A 26,233-nucleotide genomic window follows, 5' to 3' on the forward strand; every position below is an offset into this window, starting at 1 on the left:
TTATATGTCTTGTTTAAAATATCTTACAATTGCAAATTAATACCCTAATGAAAGTTTAACATGTTTTCAGTTAACCGAACAATAGAGGGGTTAATAGTCATTATATTGCGATAAAAAAGTTTTATCCAAAACTATTCTAGGTCTCTGCAGTAATGCTTCTTTATTGTTTTATTTTGAACTTCAAACTACGCTTGATTCTGAAGAGGTTGGTATAGTGAATTGAAAGAACCAAATTCACCGGACTAGGCTAAAATAGGACATAAGTATAAAAAAGCGTACCGATTCAGCAACTTTTGCTGTCCAATACGCTTTTACAAGACATGATTTTCTGTTTCAATAAATGTTCCGGAAACCGAAATTGAATTCGTTCCAGTTCTGAATTTCATATGTAGGTTTAGCGGTAGTTGAGTTTTTCTTTTGTTGCGGATTGAACCAACAAGTATCGATACCAAAGTTATTTCCGCCTTGAATATCAGATGAAAGTGAATCCCCAATCATTAGGACACGGGACTTATCTGTTAGTTGCAATTTATTGAATGTATACTCGAATATCTTTGACTGTGGTTTTTGGTAACCTGCCTCTTCAGATGTAATAATAGCTTCGAAAGAGTTTTTTAAGACTGATCCACCGATTCGAGCTAACTGAACATCTTTAAATCCGTTCGTCAATATCGCCAATCTGGAACCTTTAAGGCTACTCAGCATTTCTGTCACACCGTCAATAAGATGAACTTCTTTACCCAAGTTATCAAGATAAGTTTGCCCAAAAACTTCCGCATTCATATCGAGGCCGTGTTGCATGAACAATCGCTTAAACCTTTCTGTTTTTAACTCCATCAGTGTGATATGCGCTTGTTCCAAATCATCCCATAGCAACTTGCTGATTGCGTTGTAACTATCCCTATAGTCCTTCAACCCATTCGGAAAGCCGTTTGATTCGAAAGAGTGAGTGAACGCACGTTTTTCTGTTTCGCCAAAATCAAACAATGTATCGTCTAAATCAAATAAAAATACATCATATATCATAAAAATTTCATCCTTTACAAATTAAAATTTTCTATTGGATGATAGTATAACATGGTTTACACTTTTAACATCAGCAATAATTGGCACACAGAACTAGTTCCATTCATTAAAAAAGTGCGACTGCAGAACTAGCTCATCTGCACGCGCACTTTTTAGATTTTCGGAAATAACTTTCTTGCTGCTATAAATAACCAAGTACATAAGATGAAAGGGAACGTTAGCGCAGGCAGACCAAGTGGATCGAGAAGGAACTCCAATCCTGCAGTAATTGGAACTGTCAAGGTGGCAGCTACTATTCCAGTCAGCGGCGTTTTTTCTGGTTTATTATCAAATACGAGACTGACGGCTATGATTGTCAAAACAGCGTTGTAATTATATAAACCTAAATTCAATGATTGCGCATCTACACCCATAAAATAAGCAGCAAGCCAGGATACAAACGTACCGATAATTGCATAAACTCCAAATCGCCAACCTGCCAAGAAAAGCCCTACAAGAATTAGGGAGCCTGTCAAAAGAGAGTCAATGATGAAAACTTCACCGATTCCTTTTATCAATCCAACTAATAAAGTTGGCGTTCCCTCAGTTTGTAAATTCCAACGCGCGGGGGAGCTGATGACGAAACCAGGATCCATGTGAAGCACGTCGGTCCTGTAAGTAACAAGTAGCCCAATCCAAGTAATAAAAACGAACGGCACTGTTAGTATAGGGATTCCCCATTTAGCAATCCATTTCGTTAGTATAGCCATTGATAAAGCAGCAATTGCAGCGGCAATCAGTGCAATCAGCCAGCGATTTCCCCCAGTTAAAAAAAGAACTGCCGCCATTCCACTTAGAACGGAATTAAAACTGTAAATTCCAGCCCGAATCAGCGAATGATCTCCACCGCAATACTGCGCGGTTAGGGTTCCTATTATAGAAGAAAGAAAAGCCATTAGACCAAGAAATGGTGAATGAAGCGTAATCCCCATTAGTATTAAAAACCCTGAAAAAGCATTATCAACTAAAATAACTTGCGAAAAGCCTTTTAATGACGCTGAAATAAGAATTATAAACTTATTAAGAAGTGTGGGATTTGAATTAATTTGCCGCATTTGGACATCTCCTGTTTATTATTTGCGTTAAAGAGTTCATAATTAGTTGTCCAATGAGCGCAAAAAATAGTGATATAAAGTACCTTTTAAATACTATTTAAGTATAGTACCACGAAAAGGGCTTTACTTATACAAAAAAAAGTGTAAAATGTTAATTTGTAAATAAAAACTCATTTAGGAGTGTCCAATGAAATTATCAGAAAAAAATGTTCTGATTGCCACAGGCGTATTGTTTGTAATTGTTGTCGCCATGTTGAACCTTGGTAATAATGAGACTGCTAAGCAACTTGAGAATCAGTCTAATATAGAAATTTCTTCATCATCCTATAATGTGAATGATGGAAAATTAACATTGGGATTCGAGAAACCGACTAAAGAATTTGAATTAGCACGTATAACGATAATTGATCAGAACAGTAATTCGTTTAACGGAGAGCCTACGAAGCAGAAAAATTATATACTAATTGATGCCTATATCCCTGAATTAACTAAAGGGGATTTATTAAATATAGTAATCGAAGAAACTATTTCAACAAAGGAATTAAAGATCGAGTACAAGATTCCTGAAAATATAAGTATCACGATTTAATTATAAGTTGAAGACATTCGAGGGCTTTTAGGTGCAATATCCTTGTCTTCATTATAAGATTGAAAAACCTGTGACTGATTGTTTCCGAATATGGAGCAATCAGTTTTTAGTTGTCCAAATATAGGTCTGGAAATGTGGCCTTTATAAATCAGATTAACTGTCACCTCTATTAGTAATTGAACCAATTGAGTGATTGTATACATTTATCCTGAATACAGTGTCATACTTAAGAATAGACCCAATTTACGAAAGGAAGGCATGCTTAATGGGACATAAATCAACCATAAATGTGGCGATGCGCTGTGGGCTTGAAATTACGGCTAACGCACGCAAAGAACTCATAAAATGGTCAACGGATGAGCACGCCTTTTTTTCGATGCAGGTTGCCTTCGATGTACATATTGAAAAGCGTCCCAATAATAGACAGGGCAATATGTCCTTTTCGTTGTTCTTCGACAATGGCTCAAACGAAGCTTTATCGAAGCGTTTAAACGATAGAGTAGCTGTAATGGAATGTGTTTATCAAAATGATGGTTTTTTAGCGACTGGTTTCCACGTTAGGGGCCGTAGAGAACCCGTACAGACGAACAGACGTCTTCCAGTACGATTGAAGTTTCTTGTAGGCCGTAGTGCCGGCGTCGCGATGCCTATCGATTTGTACACAAGCATTAGAGAATTACCGATTGCACAAGAACGTTCTGAGTACGTGAAGAAAAGAATTGCCAGCTGGGAAGGTTATTTACGAATTCAAGAAAGTAATGCGGATGTTGCAGATTTGACAGCAACTTTTTCAATGGCCAGTTTTAATGAAGATTTCAGTAAACTGAGTATTGTTTGCAGTGGGTTAAAAGGAAATGAATGGAATACAATTAAAGGTTTTGTTGCCAAGATGAAAGGGCTATCAAATGACATAGGTAGCGTCATAAATACAGATAGGTCTAAGAAAGTTATTGAAATCGAACTGAGTCGGAATTATAAAGAGATGGCAAGACGGAATGAATGGCATCCGAAATCGTATAAGGAAGTTGTATTTAGTAACTTTGCTGAACTTAGTCAAGTAAAAAGATTAAGGAAAGGTTTTAAAGATCTCCAAGATGGTCTAGCTGCCAATGCAAATTTAGAAAAGGTCCTTTTCGAGGAGCGGCCAGTCGTTCGTATTTCAAAAAAACAGCAAGAGCTTGTTTTTCATAATGAATTAAACGAGTTTCAACAAGAAGCTGTAACTGGGGCCATGACGTCAAATGATTTGTACGTGATTCAAGGGCCTCCGGGGACCGGAAAGACGACAGTTATCTCTGAAATTTGTCATCAAAATGTCAAGGCGGGGTTGCGTACACTCGTCGCCTCACAAGCAAATCTAGCGGTGGACAATGCACTCGGTAGATTATTAACGCATCAAGATATTCGGATTTTACGTTACGGTCGGACAGATAGTATTGAAGAAGAAGGAAAAAAGTTTATTGAAGAAAATGTAGCTTTGAACTGGAAAAACGTAACGTTAGATGCAGTGAATAATCAACTTCAGTCAAATACTGAAAAAGAAGCACAGCTTCAAGATGAGTTAGTGAATTGTGAAGTGCGATTGAAAAAACTTCAACAGGACCTGCTGTCGCTAGATGAAAAAATAAAGCAAAAAGAAGAGGCCGAAGCACAACATCTTCTCCTCTCTAGCGAAATCATGAAGCTCAGTAAAAAAGCAGTAATCTATAAAAAGGAATGTGAAGAATTAGTAGGAAATGAAGCTGACTTCAACAAATTAGCGGACGCATTAAACAAGGAAATCACTCAACTTGAACAAGTTATACAAGTTGAAAACATGAGTCCAGAGACAATTGAACAGATGGAGAAATTAGAACCTCAATTAGAGCAAATGCGTTTTTACATAAGCTATCGTCAAACAATACACATGATTGACGAGTCAGAAAATGCTATCGCAAGTATAGGTAAAGAACTGGAACTAAAAAGCAATAAAATTGATACTATTCATGTGTTTGTGAAACAGTTAGATTCAATAACCAAAATTGACTTATTGAAAAATCGACTAGAGTTTTTCGGAATAGTGCCGACATTCAATACGAATTGGAAAATGACCGAATTAAATAAGTTGATTGATTCAATTAAATCCGACACGTCTAGTGGCGAATACAGTGAATGGCAAGAATTACAAAAAAGACTTTTAGCGGCTATTGAGATGATAGAGCGTTTGTTGAAAGAGCATGGATTTTTGCCAAATGCAGTTAAAAGAACTGTGAACCAAAAGTATAGTTCAGTAACAGATATTCATGGGCTCATTGATCGTGTTGGGAAATTTCTAATCGATCCAGCGACTAAAAGTAGTCTTGAAACGAGGAATTATTCGGCTCAAAAATATGATAATCTTGATAAAATCGCGATTGCTTTAGAAATGTTACGTGAAAGAAAGAATTATGTGCAGACACAGGGCGGAAATTTGGAAAAACAAAATCAAATTAGGTTGGATGCCAAAAAAATGTTTGCTGTTATTAAGACAGAAATAATTGATCATACCAATCAATTTATATCAGAAATAGAACAGGAAAGAAGCGCAATGCAGCGCAATGCGGAGAGTCACCAAATAACGCTAAGTGACCTTCAGCGAACTGCTGAAAAAATTCAAGAAGAAGTTGGAACTGTCGATGAAACGGTATCACTTAGAGCAGCGAAAGAAAAATTGAAGCAAAAAGAACAAGTCTATGCCGACTATATGGATAAGAAGGCGACACTTAAACGATATATCAATGAGTTGGATGCTAAAAACAGTGAAGTCGACGTTAATACTCAAAGATTACAAAACAATAGAGCTAGGCTTCAAGTCATAAGTGAAGAACTTGATTCGATAAATGCAGAGCGCCTGGAGCAGGAAAGTCAACTAGCACCTTTAGTGGAATTGCTAGCCCAGAATCCCGAAGAACAGCGTCAACAAGCGCAAACTTCACTCATGACTTTATCGAAAAAAGTGAAGAAACTCAAAATCGATAAAGAACGTTTGCCTATCAACCATTCACTTCAAAATGAATGGAGGACACTGCTCACGGAAGCGAATGAATATGATCTTGACGAAATCCGAAAACTATATGTACAGCATGCGAATGTCATAGGGACAACTTGCGTCGCGTCTGCGAGACGTGATTTCATGGAGGAGTATCCGACATTCGATGTGGTCATTATAGATGAAGTTTCTAAAGCAACACCTCCCGAATTATTGCTACCAATGTTAAAAGGGAAAAAGATTATTTTAGTGGGGGATCATCATCAGTTACCACCACTTATGGGGCAAGATACACTGGAGGAATTACTTGAGGAGAGCGACAATACTGAAGAAAAGAATGAACTAGAAAAATTGTTGAAAGAATCATTATTTGAACGTCTTTTTAGAACATTACCGAAGCAAAACAAAACGATGCTAGCCATCCAGTATCGTATGCACGAAAGTATAATGGAAACAATTACGCCTTTTTACAAAGAAGGAAATTATGGTCTTCAGTGTGGTTTAACGGACTCAGATTCTGTTCGTGATCACTTGATGGAATCCCGCTATGTGCATAGGAAAGATCATCTTCTCTGGTTTGACATGCCAAATGAACCGAAGTATTTCGAGGAGAAGGTTAAAGGGGGTACTAGTCGCTTTAATCAGGCTGAATTGACGATGATAAAAAAACTCTTGATGGATTTAGATAAGGCAACTGAAAATGCGAAAAATGCTGGAAGAATGAAGCAGGAAGACAAAAAAAGTGTTGGTGTAATAAGCTTCTATGGTGAACAGGTGAAAAGAGTAGACCGGTTAATTCAGCAAGAATTAATCCCGCAGCATCTACATTGCAGAACAGGTTCAGTGGACAAGTTTCAAGGCATGGAAATGGACGTCATTATTTTAAGTTTCGTTCGGAATCACCAGGATAAGGGTGGTGACATCGGGTTTGCGAGGGATTACAGGCGTCTAAATGTTGCTTTGTCACGTGCACGCGAGTTGCTCATAATCGTGGGGAGTTCGGGTATGTTCACGATGAGGACAAAACATCCAAGTTCAAGGGAAATGTATGGACGTCTTTTAGAAAGCATCAAATTGAAAAATGGGCTTAGGAATCTTGAAGGAACTGCAAAAGTATGATTTATAGGGGGATCCCTGTGTATGAATGACTTAAAGGGACGGTTAACAAAAGAACTTCAACAGGACTTTAATGTAAAAATAAAGGGTTCTCTATCATGGAGTTTACCTGTTAATTCAGTCGAAATTGTCTACCAAACCGTTATGCGCACGAAAGTGGATATTCTGATGAAAATGATGTTGATTGCTTTTGGAAAAGCCGATATTGCAACTGCTGAAGAGTTGAGTGATATTCTACTCGTTGAACAGCTTTTTATCAATGATTTGATTGATAAAATGTCGAGAACTGGTGTAATCGAAAAAAGAGAAGGTTTTTACTCTTTAACAGAAGTTGGGGTCCGGCAGTTTAAAACGGGTATTTTCGTACATGAACCAGAAAATGGCTCTACACATGCGCTTTACAGTCCATGCCATCAAGCATTTCTGAATGGAGAAATAAAGAATATTGCGTATGAAGAGAAGGAACTTTATCGCTTTAAAAGCGAAATTGATGATTGGTCTGTAGCGAAGCTTGAGGATTCGGTTCTCATAGATGCGCTTAAAGCGATGGGCGTAGAATCAGGAGAAGGAAACGTTCAGATTGTTGTGTCTGAAATTGTATCTGCTTCTGACATTCAAGTCGATTTGGTTCCATGCATTGAATTTCATATGTATAACGAGGCAGAGGATTTACTCTATGCAAGGGTGTGGAATACGCTGTCAGAACACTGGGATGAGACGCTCGAAGCACAATTAAATGAAAAAGAACGGAAAAAGTGGCGAGAGATATATTTATAATGAATTTGATACAGATATCTAGGTGAAACGGGAGAATCCTTTAGTTGGGGAATCTCCCGTTTATTAATTGCATAAACTTCGCCTTGTAGTTGTCCTAGTAGTACGTATGAAGTATTTGTTAGAGTGTCAGATAGAAGTATTAAAAGGTCTCTTATTTGGGTGGATAGAATCAGAAACTTGTGCTACAGTTAATTCGCAGACAAGTTCAACTAGTTTAGTGCATAAAAAATAAGAAATGTAGGGATGGAATATATGAAAATAGTAGCAGTGGATATTGGGGGAACATCTATTAAGATGTGTATAGCTGATGAGAAAGGGAATGCTTCTGCTTTTAAAGAATTCGATTCTGAAGCTGAGAAGGGTGGACCACATTTAGTTGATAATATAATCACGAAAATCATAGACGCTTATACAGGATTTGATGCCATCGGTATTAGTACAGCCAGTCAAGTAAATAGTGAAGAGGGCTCTATCATTTATGCGAATGAAAATTTTCCAAATTATACGGGTATGAAAATAAAAGCGATTTTTGAAGCTAAGTTCGGCGTTCCTGTGAAAGTTGAGAACGATGTGAATGCGGCTGCACTAGGGGAAAACTATTTTGGTGCTGGTAAGAACTTTAACGATTTCTTATGCTTAACTTACGGAACAGGTATAGGCGGAGCAATAGTAATTGATTCCACTGTTTATAAGGGGCTTAATGGAGGTGCAGGTGAATTTGGACATATGATTTTGCATCCTGGAGGCGAGAAGTGTAATTGTGGCTGTGTGGGATGTTACGAGATGTATGGATCGACCACAGCTTTAGTAAAAAAAGCATCGCAACTTGATAAAAAATATATCAATGGTCGAAAGATTTTTGAAGGCCTTGAACAAGGTGATGTGAAATTAGAAGAGGTTCTTAATGACTGGGTACTTGAAGTAGCATATGGCCTCGTTTCACTAACACATATCTTTAATCCTCCTGCGATTATTATAGGCGGTGGGGTCATGGAGCAAGAAAGATTAGTAGCAATGGTGACTAATAAAGCAAAAGAATTAATGTTGAAAAGTTTTTCTAATGTGGAAATATTGAAAGCTTCGCTTGGTAATAAAGCAGGATTATTAGGTGCGGCATCATTGCATTTTCCTAGCAAGGACTAGAGAAAGTATACTCTATAAAGCTTTGTGAAGGTCGAAACTTTGAGAGATAGCTCCTTTTGTTACTTCTATGATTGAGAGTGATCACATTAAGTGGTTAACTCTCTTTTTGGTATTTGTACACGATGACACCATTCAATTTAGAAAATAGGGAGTGATATAAGTATGAACAACAAAACGGGTTTTATGGGTGGCTTGTATGCCATTAGTGAATGGATTATGAAGTTTTCTTTGATTAATCTATTTTGGATTCTCTTTAATATACCAATTGTTTTTTTGCTTTTAAATCTATTATTTATTGAACAAATAGAAGAATTACCCCTTTTATTGATTCCCTTAATACTATTAATGCCAATTTTATTCTTCCCTGCAACGACCGCAATGTTTGGGATGGTAAGAGGGTGGATTATTAAAGATGAAGATAGTAGTCATCTTTTCAAGACTTATTGGCGGTACTATAAAGAAAATTATAAAAGAAGTGCTTCAAGTGGCCTTATTTTAACAATAGCTTGGATGATTTGGGCGGTAGATGTCTATTATTTTGTTGATAAAAGTAGTATTTTGATGTTTCTTTTTATGATTTTGGGTATTATCTTATTTGTCTTTTCAATCAATCTTTTTTCGGTTACAGTTCATTATCATATGAAGTTGATTACTGCATTAAAAAATACATTTCTCCTAACGATAGGAAGTCCAGTATTATTTATTGCTGTGGCAATTAGTAGTGGTGTAGTCCTATATATAAGCCTAAACGTTTTCAGATTCTTCCTTCCCTTTTTAACAGGCTCGCTTATTGCCTTTTTATGCTTTTCCGCTTTTTATAGAAATTACCTAAAAATAATTGATAAAAGTAAAAACTGAAATCACCTAAAATTTAATGGAATCTAATAAATCAATTATTTGTATTGCACAATTAGAAATTGGATGTTAGTCTAAAGATGTAAATCAATGCAACCGGTTTCATGATTGGTCTAGGGGGATAAGTCGATAATTAATGGCTACTAGAATTAAATTGTGCAACCGCTTTCATTGGAGGAAAACAAAAAAGGGGAGATTATATTGAGAAAAAAGAAGCGTTTTTGGGGTTTAGTTTCCGTATTTCTAATTTCTAGTCTTGCATTAGTCGGATGCTCAGGTTCGGAAGGCGAAGGAAAAGACAATGCATCTGGGGATCAGGTAACAGTTGATATTTTTCAATTTAAAGTAGAAATTAAAGATCAATTTGAAAATCTTGTAGAAGTATATGAAAAAGAAAATCCTGATGTAAAGATTAATGTTAAAACTGTCGGTGGGGGAAATGATTATGGCGCATCTTTAAAAACGGCATTTTCTTCAGGTGAAGAACCAGATATTTTTAATGTAGGTGGGCCATCTGCTGTTGAAGAGTATAAAGACTATTTAGCAGACGTATCCGATACAGATGCAGCAAAAATTGCCCTTGAAGGTACACTAGACACTGTGCGAAATGGTGATGAAGTTCTGGGATTGCCGTTTAATCAAGAAGGCTATGGCTTAATTTATAATAAAAGAATTTTTAAAGAGGCTGGAATTAATCCAGATGAAATTATTACTTTTGACGATTTAGAGAATGCGGTTGAGTCATTGGACAGCCAAAAGAAGAAACTAGGCATCGACGCTGTATTTGCACTTGCAGCTAAAGAAAAATGGGTAATTGGAAACCATTTAGCAAACATCTTCTTTGCACCAGAATTCAATAATGATGCTATAGAGGCTTTTAATGGTAAGACGATAGCATTTGAAAAAAGTGATGAATTGAAAAGGCATCTTGACCTGGAGAATAAATATTCTGTTCAACCTGTTCTCAGCTTAGATTACTCCCAACAAGTAGAACAATTATTTTCTTTAGAAAAAGTTGCTATCATTCAACAAGGTAACTGGGTTTATAACTCGATTTATGATATGGATCCAGAATTAGCTGAAAATAACATCGGTATTATTCCAGTTCCTGTTGAAGGATTGGAAGGTCATATTCCAGCCGGAGTTCCGATGTATTGGGCTGTAAATAGTAATAGTGATGAAAAAGTAGTTCAAGCAAGTAAAGATTTCTTGAATTGGATGTATACATCTGAGACTGGTAAAAATGCTGTATTAGAAGACTTTAAATTTATTCCTGCGTATAAAGATTATGATTCATCTAAAATAGCAGATCCTCTTTCTCAAACAATTTATGAATATGCTTCCAAGGGGAACACTATACAAGGATGGGTGTTCCAGGGGGCTCCAACGGGCTGGAGTGAAAATGTACTTGGAGCTAGCATGCAAAAGTATTTAAGTGGTGGTATCGCTTGGGATGAAATGATTAATGAAGTACAAGTTAAATGGGAAGAAGAACGAAAATGATTTGATCTACAGAAAAATACAGCTAACAAAAATTCATGCAAATTTTTGTTAGCTGTACTACATATTGGGGGTGCAAGTAATGCGTAACCGTGATTTATCATTTTGGTTATTTCTAATGCCAGTGATTTTAAGTTTAGGTATTGTGATTATTATCCCATTTATTTATGGTGTTATTTACTCCTTTACAAATTGGAATGGTATGGTAGTAACTGACTTTGTCGGCTTTAAGAATTATATCACTTTATTTAAAGATGCAGAATTCAGAGCAGCGATATGGTTTACTACTAAATTTGCAGTAACTTCCGTCATACTCCTTAACTTTTTAGGACTAGGTCTAGCTTTGCTAGTGACACGGAAAATGAAAACGAGTAGTTTTATGCGAACTGTTTTCTTTATGCCAAACTTAATTGGTGGGCTCATTTTAGGATTCATTTGGCAGTTTGTTTTCATAAGTGTTTTTGGGAGATTAGGAGATTTGCTGGGAATTGAGGCCTTAACAGGTTGGTTGTCTACGACCGCAACTGGCTTTTGGGGACTAGTCATTTTAACATCTTGGCAAATGGCTGGGTACATTATGATTATTTATATTGCTTACTTGGAAAACATACCAAAAGATTTGATTGAAGCGGCAGAAATTGATGGAGCATCTAGCTATCAGCGTTTTTGGAAAATCACTTTTCCACTAGTAGCACCTGCATTTACGGTTAGTATGTTTTTAACACTGTCTAGTTCATTTCAGATCTATGACCAAAACCTGTCGTTGACTAATGGCGGACCTTATAACTCCACGCAAATGGTTGCGATGAGTATTGTTAAAGCAGCTTTTACTGAAAATAAAATGGCCTATGCCCAGACGCAAGCCGTTATTTTCTTCCTGATTATAGCCGCTGTTGCCGTCACGCAAGTTTACTTTAATAAAAAAAGAGAGGTGGATTTGTAATGAAGCAAAGTAAACGTAATTTATATATTATAGAATTTTTTGGCCTATTGCTTGCTTTATTATGGCTCTCACCTTTTTACTTAATGATTGTTAATGCATTTAAAACAAAGCGGGAAATTTTCACGGATGTACTCGGATTACCTAAAGAATATACGATGGATAACTTTGTGAAGGCTTTTATTGATTTAGATTTTATGAGTGCCCTTTTGAACTCTATACTAATTACTGTTTCAGGTGTAGGAATTATCATTATTTTCTCATCTATGGCGGGATATGCATTGGCACGGAATAAGAGTAAGCTTAGTGGCATTATTTTCTTAGTTTTTGTTGCTGCTATGTTAATTCCATTTCAATCAGTTATGATTCCACTTGTCTCATTATTTGGACAAGCGGATATGTTGAATCGTCCAGGCCTTATCTTTATGTACTTAGGATTTGGTTCTAGTTTATCTATATTTTTATATCATGGTGCAATGACTGGAATATCAAGTTCAATGGATGAGGCTGCCATTATCGATGGAGCGAATAGATTTCAAGTGTTTTGGAAGATCATATTCCCATTACTTAAGCCTATTTCAGTTACAGTAGGAATATTAAATGTGATTTGGATTTGGAATGATTACTTATTACCATCTCTGATATTATCGGACTCGAGTGCGACAATTCCTATAAAAATGTTCCTATTCTTTGGTCAATACACAAAACAATGGCATTTAGCATTAGCAGGGTTAACAATCGCCGTGATTCCAGTTATTATCGGTTATTTCTTTGCGCAAAAGCAAATTATCGAAGGGGTATCAGAAGGTGCCGTTAAATAAAACTATAAAGGATGAAGGTTATGTCAGTAACGATCAAAGATGTTGCGGCTCAAGCAAATGTAGCCCCATCTACGGTTTCACGTGTAATTTCAGATAGCCCCCTCATTAGTGAGAAAACGAAACGAAAAGTCCAAAAAGTTATGGATGAAATGGGTTACCATTTAAACTATAATGCGCAAATGCTTGCTACACAATCAACGAAGACAATCGGTATTATTATGAAAAACTCTACGTCAGAGTTTATGCATAGCTCCTTTTTCCCAGAAGTTATTCGGGGTATCAGCGCCTTGTGCAGCAAGCATGACTTTAGTATCAGTTTAACCACAGGGGAATCTGAGGAAGAAATCTTTGCTGATACTGTAAAAATGGTACGCGGAAAAAGAGTGGATGGCATGATCGTTTTATACTCAAAAAAAGATGATAAAGTCGTTCCTTATTTAATAGAATCTGGTATTCCATTCGTCGTCATAGGCAAACCTCTAATTCAATCCAGTAAGATCATGTTTGTAGATAATGACAACGTCCAAGCGGCGAAAGAAGCTACTGATTTTTTACTAAACCTTGGACATAAAAAGATCGCATTTATTGGTGAAGATGATCAGTTTGAAGTAAGTGAAGCCAGGTTAAATGGCTTCATTCAAGCGGTAAAAGCGCAGGGGTTGGCTGTATCAGAGGGCTATATCAAAAATATTCAATTCGATCCTCATCATGGGAAACAAGTTATCACTGAATTAATGGGCTTAGCTGAACCGCCTACTGCATTAGTTGTCTCAGATGACTTAAATGCGTTAATTGTGTTGACTGCTTTGAGTGAGAAAAACATTAAAGTACCAGACGATATGAGTATGATTGTTTTTAATAATTCAGTGATATCAAAAGTAGCCAATCCACCATTAACAACTGTGGATACACAAATATTTCAATTAGGGTATGAATCGGCAAACTGTTTAATCGAACTGGTGAAAGATCCGCAAATGTTTAGAAAAAGTGTTATCATACCAACTGTTATTGTGGAAAGAAATTCGTGTTCAGCTTTGTAAATAAGGAGAATACGTAATTTTATATATAAATGCAACCGGTTGCTTAAATTCGTGCAACAGACTATTTGAAGGAGGAACTATTTATGAATATCGTCGTATGGAATGAAAATCGTCATGAACAAAAAAATCCAGTTGTTTCGGGTATTTATCCAAAAGGAATACACGGAGCAATTGCAGATTTCTTACAACAGGACGCTCAACATGTAAAAACAGCAACACTCGATGAACCAGAGCATGGTTTAACGCAAGAGGTTTTGAATGATACAGATGTACTCGTCTGGTGGGGTCATCTTGCGCATGATGAAGTACAAGATGAGGTAGTAGAAAGAGTTAAGAAGCGTGTATTGGAAGGTATGGGCTTAATTGTTTTGCATTCGGCTCATTTTTCTAAGATATTCAAGACGTTGATGGGAACGACTTGTGATCTTAAATGGCGCGAAGCAGATGAGAAAGAACGATTATGGGTTGTTGATCCGAGCCATCCCATTACAGAAGGCATCGGGGAGTATATCGAACTTGAAAAAGAAGAGATGTATGGGGAGCATTTTGATATCCCAGCACCTGATGAGCTAGTCTTTGTTAGTTGGTTTGAAGGTGGGGAAATATTTAGAAGTGGCGCAACATTTAAGCGTGGCAAAGGGAAGATCTTCTATTTCCGACCAGGACATGAAACATATCCTACATACTACAATAAAGATGTGCAACAGGTGATTCGTAATGCAGCAAAATGGGCTACCAATTCGAACACACCAACGCCAATCTATGGCAATGCTAAACCGTTAGAGAAAATTACTAATATGTTGAACAAATGAATACTTTTATAACTCAGTGAAGCCCTCTTAAAGGGATAGCCGCAATCCTAAGGCTGGCGGGGAAAATCCTTGGTTTAGGCAGGAAGCAGCCTCTCACGCTGTAGCGGATGTAATGGGATTCTTAATTTCAACATATATATTCATATTCAATGAAAACAATAAGAGGAGTGAAAAAAGTGTCGAAATTACGAGTTGCTGTTATTGGATGTGGAAGTATTGCTAAAAATAGACATTTAGGAGAATTTAATAGCCATTCCGGAGTAGAAATTGTCGCAGTCTGTGACATTATCGAAGAAAGAGCACAAGAGATTGCACTACAATATGGAGCAAAAGCTTATACTAGCTATGAAAAGTTATTTGAAGTGGAAAAGCCGGATGCAGTGAGTGTTTGTTTACCAAACTATTTACATGCTCCTGTTTCCATTGCTGCTTTACAAGCGGGCTGTCATGTCTTATGCGAAAAACCGATGGCAACATCGAGAGTTGAAGCTACGGAAATGATTGAAGCTGCAAAAAATAATAATAAAAAATTAATGATCGCGCATAATCAACGCTTTGTAGCATCGCATGCTAAGGCCCGAGATTTAATTGCAAAAGGTGAGGTAGGTAAAATCTATAGCTTCAGAACTGCATTTGGACATGGCGGGCCTGAAGGATGGAGTGTTGACGGTAAAGACAGTTGGTTCTTCAATAAAGAGCAAGCCTTTATTGGTGCGATGGGGGATCTTGGCGTACATAAAGCTGATTTGCTTCGCTACTTACTTGGTGAAGAATTTGTCGAAGTAGCTGGTTTTATTGAAACAAGTGCGAAAGAAAATACAGATGTTGATGATAATGCCGTTTGTATTTTGAAATCTGAAAGCGGTGTGATTGGAACACTTGCAGCTAGTTGGGCTTATACGGCAAAAGAAGATAATTCCACGATTATCTATGGTGAACATGCTACATTACGTCTAGAAGATGATCCAAACTATTCGTTAATTGTTCAGTATAAAAATGGTGAAGTCGTTAACTATGAATTAGGTGGAATTCAGTCTAATGCCGAAGGTGGTCAAACAACAACACACATCATCGAACATTTTGTGGACTCGATTGTGCAAGATACTGAACCACTCATTAATGGCGAGGAAGGTATGAAGTCATTAGAGGTAATTCTGGCGGCTTTGGAATCAATGGAAACAAAACGATTTACCAAAATTTGACTAACCATTGGAGGTACGATTCATGAAACTAGGCGTATTTGCAGTTTTATTTTCACAAATGCCATTTGAAGAGATGCTAGACTATGTAAAAGATGCAGGTTTACAAGCAATAGAAATTGGAACGGGTGGAAATCCAGGGGATGCCCATTGTAATGTAGATGAGCTACTTGCAAGTGAGGATAAACGGAAGGCGTATCTTGATAAAATTCAGTCCCGCGGATTAACGATTAGTGCGTTCAGCTGTCACGACAATCCAGTTTCTCCAAATAAACAAGTCGCACAAAACGCTCATGACACATTCGTGAAAACGGTTAAACTAGCACAGTTATTAAATGTGCCCGTTGTCAATACATTCTCAGGAACGCCGGGATCACATGAGGGCTCAAAACATTCAAACTGGCCGATATCTCCATGGCCAACAGAGTACTCGGATATTTATAACTGGCAATGGGAGCAAAAACTCATTCCTTACTGGAAAGAACAAGGGAAATTCGCGGAAGATCACGGTGTAAAAATAGGGATTGAGCTTCATGGTGGGTTTTCAGTACATACACCTTATACCCTGTTGAAATTAAGAGAAGCAACTTCACCGGCCATTGGAGCCAATTTGGATCCAAGCCATCTCTGGTGGCAAGGGATCGATCCGGTTGCGGCTATTAAAATTTTAGGGAAAGAAAATGCCATTCATCATTTCCATGCCAAAGATACTTTTATTGACCAGGACAATGTGAACATGCATGGCTTAACAGATATGCAACCCTACGGAGATGTGCAATCTCGCGCGTGGACATTTAGATCTGTCGGATGTGGGCATAGTATCCAAGATTGGTCGGATATGATGAGTGCATTACGCACATATGGCTATGATTATGTTGTGAGTATTGAACATGAGGATCCGTTAATGTCAGTTGATGAAGGGCTTTCACGTGCAGTGACGAATTTGAAATCTGTAATGATAAAAGATCAGCCTACTGATATGTGGTGGGTGTAACAAACGGAAAAAAGTTGCGTTGTATGAGGTAGATTTTCATGCAGCGCAATTTTTTTGACGAGTAAATTAATGCATGTATTCATATAGTAGACCTGTATTGAATGATCAACAACAACTTATAGACAATCCAAAACGAAAAGAGTGTTATGAATGAGTGTATTGAGAGTTGGAATCATTGGTGCTGGGGGAATTGCAAGTGGTGTACACATCCCTAATTATTTGAACAGCGGGTATAAGGTGGAAATAGTCGCTATTGCTGATGTTGTAGAGGAACGTGCACAACAAGTTGCAGAACAATTTACAATTCCTCATGTCTTTACTTCCTATAAAGAAATGCTTAAGAACGTAGAATTAGATGCGATAAGCGTTTGCGTGCCTAATAAATTTCATGCAGAAGCCACGATTGCTGCGCTTGAGGCAGGTTGTCATGTGTTGTGTGAAAAACCACCGGCAATGACTGTGGAAGAAGCACAATTGATGGTAAAAGCGGCTAGCGATTCAGGGAAAATTTTAACGTACGGTTTCCATTATCGCTATCGACCTGAAGTAGAAATCGCAAAATCGTTTATTGATGCTGGAGAAATGGGCGATATTTACTCAGCACGCATTCATGCTATCCGTAGGAGAGGTATTCCGGGTTGGGGGGTATTTACGAATAAGGAATTACAAGGCGGTGGTCCGCTAATCGATATTGGCGTTCATATGCTAGATACCGCGCTCTATCTCATGGGCTATCCAGAGCCTGAAGTTGTATTGGGGAAAATCCATCAACAAATTGGCCATAAAAAAGGAGTAGGGCTGTTTGGTGAGTGGGACTTTGAAAACTATACAGTAGAAGATATGGCTGTTGGTATGGTGACATTTAAAAATGGAGCTACCTTAACTTTGGAAACTGCTTTTGCTGCAAATGTCGAAAAAGATGAGACGATGCAGGTTTCCTTGATGGGGAATAAAGGGGGAGCCGATATTTTCCCTTTGAAAATTTATCAAGAGAAATACAACACATTAATCGATAGTACTCCTGCTTATCTACCAGAAGTAAATGGACATCAACTTGAAATCAATCAATTTGTAGCGTGCTGTTTGGAAGGCAAGACCCCATTAAGTACGCCAGAACAAGGGTTAATTATTCAAAAGATTGTTAATGCGATTTATGAATCTGCGGAGACTGGGAAAGCGATAGTGTTTTGAAGTATTTAGATGAGGAAAAAGCACGGGTGCACTAGATTTACAATTTTGGTCCATTCGAGAAGAAGTGGAAAAGGATAAATTGGGGATGATTGAAAGGTAGCGAAGATGGATGAGATAGGTATTAAACAGCGGGGCTATTGTTCAGATTGCAGACCTCGAATATAATCTTGATAAAATACCATAAAACGATTAGAAATGATTTGATATTCCAAAAAAGAATATAGAGGGGAGGAGTATAATTGAAAATAAAAGTTGGAATTATTGGATGCGGTTCAATCGCTAAACTACGGCATGCACCAGAATATAAAGCCAATCCATATGTTAGTGAGATTATTTTTTATGATAGAAATATAGAACGTGCACAAGCGTTAGCAGATTTATTCGGCGGTGGTGTAGCGGAAACTGTGGAAGAATTACTAGCCGACCCTTCTATTTTGGTGATCAGTGACTGCTCATCGAATGAATTTCATCATATTTTTTCTACAAAAGCATTACTGAGTGGAAAGCATGTATTATGTGAAAAACCAATCGCTTTAACAATCGAACATGCAGAAAAAATAATTGAAGCCCAAAGTAGATCGGGGAGAAAACTGATGGTTGATCATAATCAACGATTAACTCGGGCACATCAAAGGGCGAAGGAAATAATAGAGAAAAACCAATTGGGTGATGTGCTCACTTTTAGGACGACGTTTGGACACTCGGGACCGGAAAAGTGGGGAGTGGATAAAACAAACTCAACTTGGTTCTTTAAAAAAGATCGATCTGGCTTTGGTGTAGCAGGTGATTTAGGCATTCACAAAATCGATTTACTCCACTACTTATTAGACGATGAAATTGATCAAGTAAATGCTATGCAAGGAACACTTGATAAAGTGGATAAAGACGGAAATCCAATTGAAGTATGCGACAATATCGTATGTGTGTTAAAAACGAAACAAGGACGAATTGGAACGGCTACCTTTTCATGGACATATTATGGAGAAGAAGATAATAGTACGACAATCTACTGTGCAAATGGCATATTAAAAATATATAATAACCCTGACTACCCAATTGAAGTGATTATGAAAGAAGGAGAAAGAATCAACTACCAGCTTGAATCAATCCAGACGAATGACAATCAAATAAATAGCGGTGTTATCGATGCATTTATTGATAGTGTCCGGTTAGATCAAGAGCCGATTGTTACTGGGTTAGATGCATTGGCCTCATTGAAAGTAGTATTGGGTATTATCGAAGCCGCGGAAACGGGGAAAAGTGTAAGGATTGAGTAAAGATCGAATAAGTGTAACAAGTAATAAAAAAGGTTGTGCAGTATGAATGTTGAATTCATACTGCACAACCTTTTTTTATAAAGTAAGAACTTTTGTCACACTGCGAGAAATTTCATGCGTATTAATTGTAGATTCTATTTGATTATTTTTCACGCATTTTATAAACTCTTCAACTTCATAGTACATAGTATTAAATTCATGTTTAATAGAAATATCCTCAGTTTGACCGTCTTTGTATTTAATAATAATTTTTTCCGGATCACTGATTTTATCGATTTCGATGACGCCATTCTCGCCCTGTATTTCATTTGGTGAATGGGAATCTGAAATTTTTGAGTACATAATAACAGCTTCAAATTCATCGTAATTTAAGATCATACTTCCTTGACCATCTGCACCAGTGGATAGTAAATAAGTATTTTTAAGTACAGATTTAGGTTCGCCGACTAGATGCACAATAGGCGCGATACAGTAAACCCCTAAGTCTGTTTTAGCGCCATTCCCCAGTTCGGGTTTAAAAGCATTTTCAATAATGCCATCCTTATATTTATCGTAACGCGAAGAATACTGGTTATAATGAAATACGAATCGTCGGAGTGGACCAATCTTAGCTAGGTTCTCTTTTAAGTTGAGAAATGTAGGTGTAACTGTTGATTTCATTGCTTCCATATAGGTTGTTTGATGGTCATTAGATGCTTTAATTACTTGATCCATTTCAATTAAGGAAGTGACAGCGGGTTTTTCGCAAAGAACGTGAATGCCATTATTCATAGCTAAAATACTTTGTTCTGCATGAAACGCATTGGGTGATGCAATATAAACGGCTTCAATATCACCGCTTTGAAACATTTCTATCATATCTGTATACACATGTTCGATATTATGTTTCTCTGCAAATGCTCTCCCTGTCTCCTCAGTCCTTGAATAGACTGCACCGACACTAAATTCGGGATGTTCTTTAGCTGCTGCCAGTAATCGATCTGTAATCCAATTCGTTCCGATAATTCCAAACTTCATAGAAATAGCCCCTTTTAGTTATATATGTTGATGTAAAGAATTTCATTAAAATCGCTACTGCGCTCGGGGATGCCTCACGCTCTAAGACGAGCAGCTTCGCTCAGTTTATATAGATGTTCATTTATACAATATATAGTTGATAATAAGTAGTTCTTGCCCTATAAGGCGGATCTAGCCCTCAATGCCAAATGAAAACACTGTTTGTTTGTCATATAATTCATGGGCCTCTAAGATAACGGAAGGAAAGCCCTTGTGATGCAATGAGGCAGGGGAGGCTTGTGTTTCAAAACAGACACCTAAATAAGGTTTTGAATTACCTTCTGCTAGATTAAGTCCTTCATCGAGAGTATTCGATGTGTACATAACCACGCCTGGTTGGTTGGTCTTAATCGTCATCAGGCGGCCACTCGTTTCTTCTTTTACACGGATGTTTTGTTGTTGAGTTTGATTGAGAATAAAGTAATGATCATATCCATGATTAGCAACCCTATTTTGTGTTGATATGGAGTTAATGCCGTCAACAAGTTTTCTTCCAGTTCGGAAATCAAATGGCGTATTCACTACATTGATTTTTTTACCTGTTGGAATTAGTTCCGTATCAAGTTCAACAAAGTCATCACTCTCCATTGTAACATGATGGTTGTGGATCGTGGCGGCTAGATTTCCACTTAAGTTAAAATAGGAATGATTTGTCATAGTAAGCACAGTCGTTTTATCGGATGTTCCTGAATAATCAAGGATGAGCTCGTTATTATTAGTCAATGTATAGGTAACAGCAACTTCAATAGTACCAGGATATCCACCTTCACCATCTAAACTTTTATGGTTTAATTTCACGCCAACTGTATCATCTGACTGAAAGGGACTAGACTGCCAGATTACTTGATGAAATCCTTCGTCTGCTCCATGTAAATGATGGCCACCTTCATTTGCTGCCAATGAATATGGTTGATCTTGGATAGTAAATGAAGCATCTTGAATTCTTCCGGCAACGCGGCCGATTATCGCACCAAAAAAATTTGGGTTTTCTTCATAATCGGTATAATTTGTATAGCCAAGGACCACATTTTCTAGTTGATTATGCCTGTTTGGAACGCTTATGTCAGTGATGATACCACCGAAGTTCAAAAAACTTACTGTCATACCGTTATTATTTGTTAATGTATACAACTTCCACTTATTCAGTATATCTTGGGTCTCTATTTTCATCTGGCTAGCCACCTACCTATTTAATGTTTGGATGAAACGTTCACACTCACTTTGTACTTTAAAAACGCCTGCATCTCCAAGCACTTTGGCGAATTTAATCCCAAGTTCTTTTTCTAAAATGGACTCAATTTGCTCTAGGTTTGATAATTCTCCATAGTTAGCTTTCATTTGCTCTGCCCATTGTTGATGATAGGGGGCTACAGAAGTTGTTTGATCGAGTAAAAACTTCTTGATTTCAGCTAATTCATCTTTAAGACGAGCCGGTAAAACTGCCAGACCCATTACTTCAATAAGCCCAATATTTTCTTTTTTTATATGATGGACATCTGCATGGGGATGGAAAATCCCTAGTGGATGTTCTTCAGTTGTTCGATTGTTGCGTAAGACGAGATCGAGTTCAAACTTGTTAGCACGCATTCGGGCAATCGGTGTAATTGTATTATGTGGAGTTTCATTACTAAAGGCTCTGATATCCGCTTCCTCATCACTATAACTTTTCCATGTGGTAAGGACATGGTCAGCTGCTTGAATCAATGGCTCAATCTCATCGCTCTGCAAGCGAATGGTTGTTAACGGCCATTCCAGGACAGATGCAGTTATGTTTGGAAAGTTTTCTAACGTAAACGAAAGTGCAGTTGTTGCAGTTGTCATTGGAAAATTATAACTTCCTGCTTGATAATGATCATGATTCAAAATAGAGCCACCGACAATAGGTAAATCGGCATTTGAGCCAATAAAATAATGTGGGAATTTCTCTATAAAAGTAAGTAACCGTTTAAAAGTATCCTTACCAATTTTCATATCACGATGTTCTTCAGCAAGTAAAATACTATGTTCATTATAATAAACATAGGGTGAATATTGCAGATACCAATTTTCATTTACAAGTGGTACTTGAATGATACGATGATTTGCCCTAGCTGGATAACCTGTCCGGCCAGCGTATCCTTCGTTTTCGATACATAATAGACATTTTGGATAATCAACATCATGTTTCAATTCGCTTTCTCTCTTGATTTGTTCAGGGTCTTTCTCGGGTTTTGACATGTTAATGGTAATATCCATTTCACCATAGATTGTTGTAGCTTTAAAATGGATGTTTTTCTTGATGCGGTTCATCTGAATATAATTGCTGTTTTTACTTAATTCATAAAAATAATCTGTTGCGTTTTTTGGGGAGTTACTATATTTTTTCTGGAAAATTGCATTGATAACAGATGGCCTTTCCACAAAGCAATTCATGATTGTGGCTGAAAGTATTTCTTTGTCATCAAAAACATTGTCAATGACATTATTTTCGGTAGCATAGGCAATAATTTTGTCGAGTAGATTTGGAATTGAATCATCTGTTGTGCCTTCAGTTGTTGCAGGCATAGATTCGAGATGGAGCAGTGCAAGTACTTGATTCGTCACATAATTCTGATCAGCGGTATCGATTAGTCCCACTTCGATACCTTTTTGAAGGAGTCCTCTAATATCTGAGTAAATCATTTAGCTGTCACGTCCTTCTGGTAACCATTTGGGTTGTTGACATGCCAGTTCCAAGCATCTTGAATGATTTTTTCAATTGAAGTTCGCGTTGGCTGCCAACCTAAAAGAGTGGCAGCTTTATCAGAGCTTGCGATTAGGATACTAGGATCACCCGCACGACGTTTACCTGAATTCTCAGGGATTTCTTTACCTGTAACTGCTCGTGCTGTATCAATCATTTCTTTGACTGAAAATCCTTGATTACTGCCAAGATTGAAAATATCGCTTTCTCCATCATTTTTTAAATAATTAAGTGCTAGAAGATGCGCTTGAATAAGGTCTTCTACATGGACATAATCACGGATACATGTGCCATCGGGTGTATCATAATCTTCTCCGAAAATAGTGATATTTGAACGTTGTTCGAGTGCTGCTTGGAGAATGATTGGTACGAGATGTGTTTCAGGATGATGATCCTCGCCGATTTCTCCAGATTCCCGTGCACCTGCCACATTGAAGTAGCGTAAAGCAACATAGCGAATGCCATAGGCTTGTTCGCACCATTTCATCATTTTTTCCATCGTCAGTTTTGTTTCGCCATAAGTACTTGTCGGATTGGTTGGCATCTCTTCTGTGATTGGGACAGATTCTGGCTCCCCGTAAGTGGCTGCTGTTGATGAAAAGACAATTTTTTTGACATTAAACTCTGTCATCACTTGCAGTAATATTTGTGTGCCATAGACATTATTATCATAATACTCCAATGGATTTGCCATGGAATCACCGACAAGGGAATTCGCAGCAAAATGGACAACTGCATCAATAGGTTCATTAGTAAATACATTACGCATAAACTCGATGTCTCGACTATCACCTTCGTAAAATGTCGCATCAGGATGGATAGCTTCTCTGTGCCCAGTTTGTAGATTATCAATCACTACGACGTCCGTCTGTTGATCAATTAACTGATAAACCGCATGTGAACCGATATATCCAGCTCCACCTAGAACTAATACACTCATTTAGTACACTCCTTCAGTAAGTTCTCTTGCTCCGTCACCAATTGCAGCGGTGTAAAATGATGCCTCATAACCAATTTTTCCTCTATATATTTTATTTACATTGTTCTTGAAGCTATCAACTTTGTCTATTTCAACAATTGCAATTGCACAACCACCAAAACCTGCGCCTGTCATGCGGGCGCCCACAACGCCTGGTTGATCCCATGCTGCTTGGATAATCGTATCTAGTTCGATGCCTGTTACTTCATAATCCAGTTGAAGAGATTTATGTGACTCATTCATTAATTGCCCAAATGCCTCTAAATTGCCTTGTTGTAATTGCTGAAGAGCCTCAACAGTCCGTAGATTTTCATAGACAGCATGTTTTGCACGTTTTTGGTTTGTTTCATCAGTAATAAGGTGTTTGTGTTGTTCAAATTGTTCTTTCGTCAAGTCACCAAGCCCCTTAATTTGAAGATCTGTTTGCAAGTTCGTCAAAGCCTGTTCACATTGCACGCGACGTTCATTATATTTTGAACCAGCAAGTGTTCGTTGTTTATTGGTATTAATGATGATAATCACATGGTCAGCAAGCTCGATAGGGGCATAGTTGTAGGCTAAAGTTTGGCAGTTTAATAGGATGGCATGCCCTTTTTTACCTTTACCAATTGCAAACTGATCCATAATTCCACTGTTGACGCCGATATAATCATTTTCTACTTTTTGCCCAAGTTGAATCATCTTTACACGATCAATATTTAAATCAAATAGTCCTTCCAAAAGGACACCAGTGACCATTTCAATAGAAGCAGAAGAGGAGAGCCCGGCGCCGGTAGGAATGTCACCATAAAATAAGATATCCATTCCAGTCGTTATTTGGAGTCCGCTTTCCTTCATATAATGAATCATACCTTTGGGGAAGTTCGCCCAATCATGTGCTTCATTATAGTCTAAATCGGCAAGATCACATTCAATGGTCCCAATAGAGGGGAAGTTCAACGAGTAAAAACGTAACTTTTGATCATTGCGTTTTTGAGCAAGTGCGTACGTTCCAAATGAGATTGAGGCGGGGAATACATGGCCTCCATTATAATCCGTATGTTCACCAATTAGATTAATTCGTCCTGGTGCAAAAAACGTGCGTGGTGTTTCGGTAGAGTCGAAGATTGATCGGAATTTATTTGGCAGATCTGGATTAGTCAAAGGTGTTACCTCCCGAAGTTAATAAATTAATTTAATTAAGTATAGTGTACTATACTTTGAAAGACTATTCAATATAGTCCGCTATATGTTGAGGTGGGGATAAAGATGCGTATTCAATCAACTGAAAGGTTGAAAAATAGATTTCTTTCAAAACTGCTTCTGCGCTCTGGGATACCTTTGTTCGGTTTATAATCCATATTCAATATCTAAGCTTATATAAAAAATGTTATAGCACGAAAATTGGTTAGTTGATTTCCGTCAAACTAGCGATTACTCTAGAAGAAAAAAAATGAAGTTAATCTATAATACGAATTAGGATCTATGAATAGTAGTGTGATTTTTTAAAATGTTAATACTCTTACGGATGAAGGGGAAAAGTGAATAATAGGTGGCTGCTTCTAATGATTTATTGCTACACGTGCAACGTGGTCAATTACTTAGTCTCGGAAAAACACCTTTAGCTATTTCAGCAATAGGAATTGTAATATAGAACTAGCTAGTATGGCTACTAAGACTTTAACAATAATTAATATCCCGAAAAAAGAAATAGGTAGAACACTAGCAGACCAATTAAGCTATCAAATCATTGGAAAGGCACATTATGACCGGATAGTTCAATATGATGTGGATTTAATAATAAGAGAGTCTTCCAAAAATACTTGACATTAAAGTATTTTTCAGTATATTCTTAATACTAGGAATGTATTTTTTTTGGGTTCAGGAGTTCGATTTGGTGAAAACTGGTTTTTATTTTGATATCTGGTAAAAGACAGTTAATGAAATGTGTACAATATACGCTATTCAACAGAAACAAGGTATAGTAGCGATGTTAGATGGAACAAACTTACCGGTTCATCAGATTTACGTGTTTAGCATTCTTTATCGTTTATCACAAACAATGATGACTAGGCTTGGCCGACTACAATTCATGTGTATTTATATAATAAGAATG

General features: G+C 37.4%; 21 protein-coding genes. 14 read left to right on the plus strand and 7 right to left on the minus strand.

Annotated elements, in window-relative coordinates; translation table 11 throughout:
- Positions 1-333 precede the first annotated feature (333 nt).
- Both ACGLYD_RS06755 and ACGLYD_RS06760 read right to left on the minus strand, forming a co-directional pair.
- Positions 334-1,026, minus strand: a complete 693-nt coding sequence (locus ACGLYD_RS06755) for a YjjG family noncanonical pyrimidine nucleotidase (RefSeq protein WP_067208628.1) — start codon at positions 1,024-1,026, stop codon at positions 334-336.
- A 152-nt stretch (positions 1,027-1,178) separates the two neighbouring features.
- Positions 1,179-2,120 carry an urea transporter gene (locus ACGLYD_RS06760; RefSeq protein WP_067208631.1) on the minus strand — a complete coding sequence of 314 codons (942 nt, stop codon included), beginning with the start codon at positions 2,118-2,120 and terminating at the stop codon, positions 1,179-1,181.
- Positions 2,121-2,307: 187 nt separating this feature from the next.
- Between ACGLYD_RS06760 and ACGLYD_RS06765 the strand changes: the two genes are divergently transcribed.
- The 14 genes from ACGLYD_RS06765 (at position 2,308) to ACGLYD_RS06830 (ending at position 19,381) form a co-directional block, all read left to right on the plus strand.
- Positions 2,308-2,709 (plus strand): hypothetical protein, encoded by a 402-nt coding sequence (locus ACGLYD_RS06765; protein WP_067208634.1) that lies wholly within the window; start codon positions 2,308-2,310, stop codon positions 2,707-2,709.
- 265 nt (positions 2,710-2,974) lie between these two features.
- Complete coding sequence (locus ACGLYD_RS06770) at positions 2,975-6,835, plus strand: AAA domain-containing protein (RefSeq protein WP_399632067.1); 3,861 nt, start codon at positions 2,975-2,977, stop codon at positions 6,833-6,835.
- A 21-nt stretch (positions 6,836-6,856) separates the two neighbouring features.
- The gene (locus ACGLYD_RS06775; protein ID WP_067208639.1) at positions 6,857-7,609 is read left to right on the plus strand and encodes a hypothetical protein; all 753 of its coding nucleotides are present in this window, start codon (positions 6,857-6,859) and stop codon (positions 7,607-7,609) included.
- Positions 7,610-7,861: 252 nt separating this feature from the next.
- A complete protein-coding gene (locus ACGLYD_RS06780; RefSeq protein WP_067208642.1) occupies positions 7,862-8,752 on the plus strand; it encodes an ROK family protein in 891 nt (296 codons plus the stop codon).
- Positions 8,753-8,914: 162 nt separating this feature from the next.
- Positions 8,915-9,610: a YesL family protein gene (locus tag ACGLYD_RS06785; RefSeq protein ID WP_067208645.1), complete on the plus strand. Its 696-nt coding sequence runs from the start codon at positions 8,915-8,917 to the stop codon at positions 9,608-9,610.
- A 198-nt stretch (positions 9,611-9,808) separates the two neighbouring features.
- Positions 9,809-11,110: an ABC transporter substrate-binding protein gene (locus tag ACGLYD_RS06790; protein WP_187047579.1), complete on the plus strand. Its 1,302-nt coding sequence runs from the start codon at positions 9,809-9,811 to the stop codon at positions 11,108-11,110.
- A gap of 79 nt (positions 11,111-11,189) precedes the next feature.
- Positions 11,190-12,050 carry a carbohydrate ABC transporter permease gene (locus ACGLYD_RS06795; protein ID WP_067208651.1) on the plus strand — a complete coding sequence of 287 codons (861 nt, stop codon included), beginning with the start codon at positions 11,190-11,192 and terminating at the stop codon, positions 12,048-12,050.
- Positions 12,050-12,868: a carbohydrate ABC transporter permease gene (locus ACGLYD_RS06800; protein ID WP_067208654.1), complete on the plus strand. Its 819-nt coding sequence runs from the start codon at positions 12,050-12,052 to the stop codon at positions 12,866-12,868. The genes ACGLYD_RS06795 and ACGLYD_RS06800 overlap by 1 nt, the downstream gene beginning before the upstream one ends.
- A 20-nt stretch (positions 12,869-12,888) precedes the next feature.
- Positions 12,889-13,908 (plus strand): LacI family DNA-binding transcriptional regulator, encoded by a 1,020-nt coding sequence (locus ACGLYD_RS06805; RefSeq protein WP_340741997.1) that lies wholly within the window; start codon positions 12,889-12,891, stop codon positions 13,906-13,908.
- 83 nt (positions 13,909-13,991) lie between these two features.
- A complete protein-coding gene (locus ACGLYD_RS06810; RefSeq protein WP_187047581.1) occupies positions 13,992-14,720 on the plus strand; it encodes a ThuA domain-containing protein in 729 nt (242 codons plus the stop codon).
- 176 nt (positions 14,721-14,896) lie between these two features.
- Positions 14,897-15,922 carry a Gfo/Idh/MocA family oxidoreductase gene (locus ACGLYD_RS06815; protein WP_340741998.1) on the plus strand — a complete coding sequence of 342 codons (1,026 nt, stop codon included), beginning with the start codon at positions 14,897-14,899 and terminating at the stop codon, positions 15,920-15,922.
- 22 nt (positions 15,923-15,944) lie between these two features.
- Entirely contained in the window at positions 15,945-16,913 is a 969-nt protein-coding gene (locus tag ACGLYD_RS06820; RefSeq protein WP_067208664.1) for a sugar phosphate isomerase/epimerase, read from the plus strand.
- 150 nt (positions 16,914-17,063) lie between these two features.
- Entirely contained in the window at positions 17,064-18,104 is a 1,041-nt protein-coding gene (locus ACGLYD_RS06825; RefSeq protein ID WP_187047583.1) for a Gfo/Idh/MocA family protein, read from the plus strand.
- A 239-nt stretch (positions 18,105-18,343) separates the two neighbouring features.
- On the plus strand, positions 18,344-19,381 hold the full coding sequence (locus ACGLYD_RS06830; protein WP_399632075.1) for a Gfo/Idh/MocA family protein: 1,038 nt from the start codon (positions 18,344-18,346) through the stop codon (positions 19,379-19,381).
- A gap of 75 nt (positions 19,382-19,456) precedes the next feature.
- Here ACGLYD_RS06830 and ACGLYD_RS06835 read toward each other — a convergent pair whose 3' ends face one another.
- From ACGLYD_RS06835 to ACGLYD_RS06855, 5 genes are all read right to left on the minus strand, one after another.
- Complete coding sequence (locus ACGLYD_RS06835) at positions 19,457-20,398, minus strand: Gfo/Idh/MocA family protein (RefSeq protein ID WP_187047585.1); 942 nt, start codon at positions 20,396-20,398, stop codon at positions 19,457-19,459.
- A gap of 171 nt (positions 20,399-20,569) precedes the next feature.
- Complete coding sequence (locus ACGLYD_RS06840; RefSeq protein ID WP_187047586.1) at positions 20,570-21,607, minus strand: aldose epimerase family protein; 1,038 nt, start codon at positions 21,605-21,607, stop codon at positions 20,570-20,572.
- Between the two features lie 12 nt (positions 21,608-21,619).
- Positions 21,620-23,098: a UDP-glucose--hexose-1-phosphate uridylyltransferase gene (galT, locus tag ACGLYD_RS06845; RefSeq protein ID WP_187047587.1), complete on the minus strand. Its 1,479-nt coding sequence runs from the start codon at positions 23,096-23,098 to the stop codon at positions 21,620-21,622.
- Positions 23,095-24,099, minus strand: a complete 1,005-nt coding sequence (gene galE, locus ACGLYD_RS06850; protein ID WP_187047588.1) for a UDP-glucose 4-epimerase GalE — start codon at positions 24,097-24,099, stop codon at positions 23,095-23,097. The genes galT and galE overlap by 4 nt, the downstream gene beginning before the upstream one ends.
- A complete protein-coding gene (locus ACGLYD_RS06855; protein ID WP_187047589.1) occupies positions 24,100-25,281 on the minus strand; it encodes a galactokinase in 1,182 nt (393 codons plus the stop codon).
- Positions 25,282-26,233 lie beyond the last annotated feature (952 nt).

The sequence above is a fragment of the Sporosarcina sp. SG10008 genome, assembly GCF_044569405.1.
Lineage (GTDB): Bacteria > Bacillota > Bacilli > Bacillales_A > Planococcaceae > Sporosarcina > Sporosarcina psychrophila.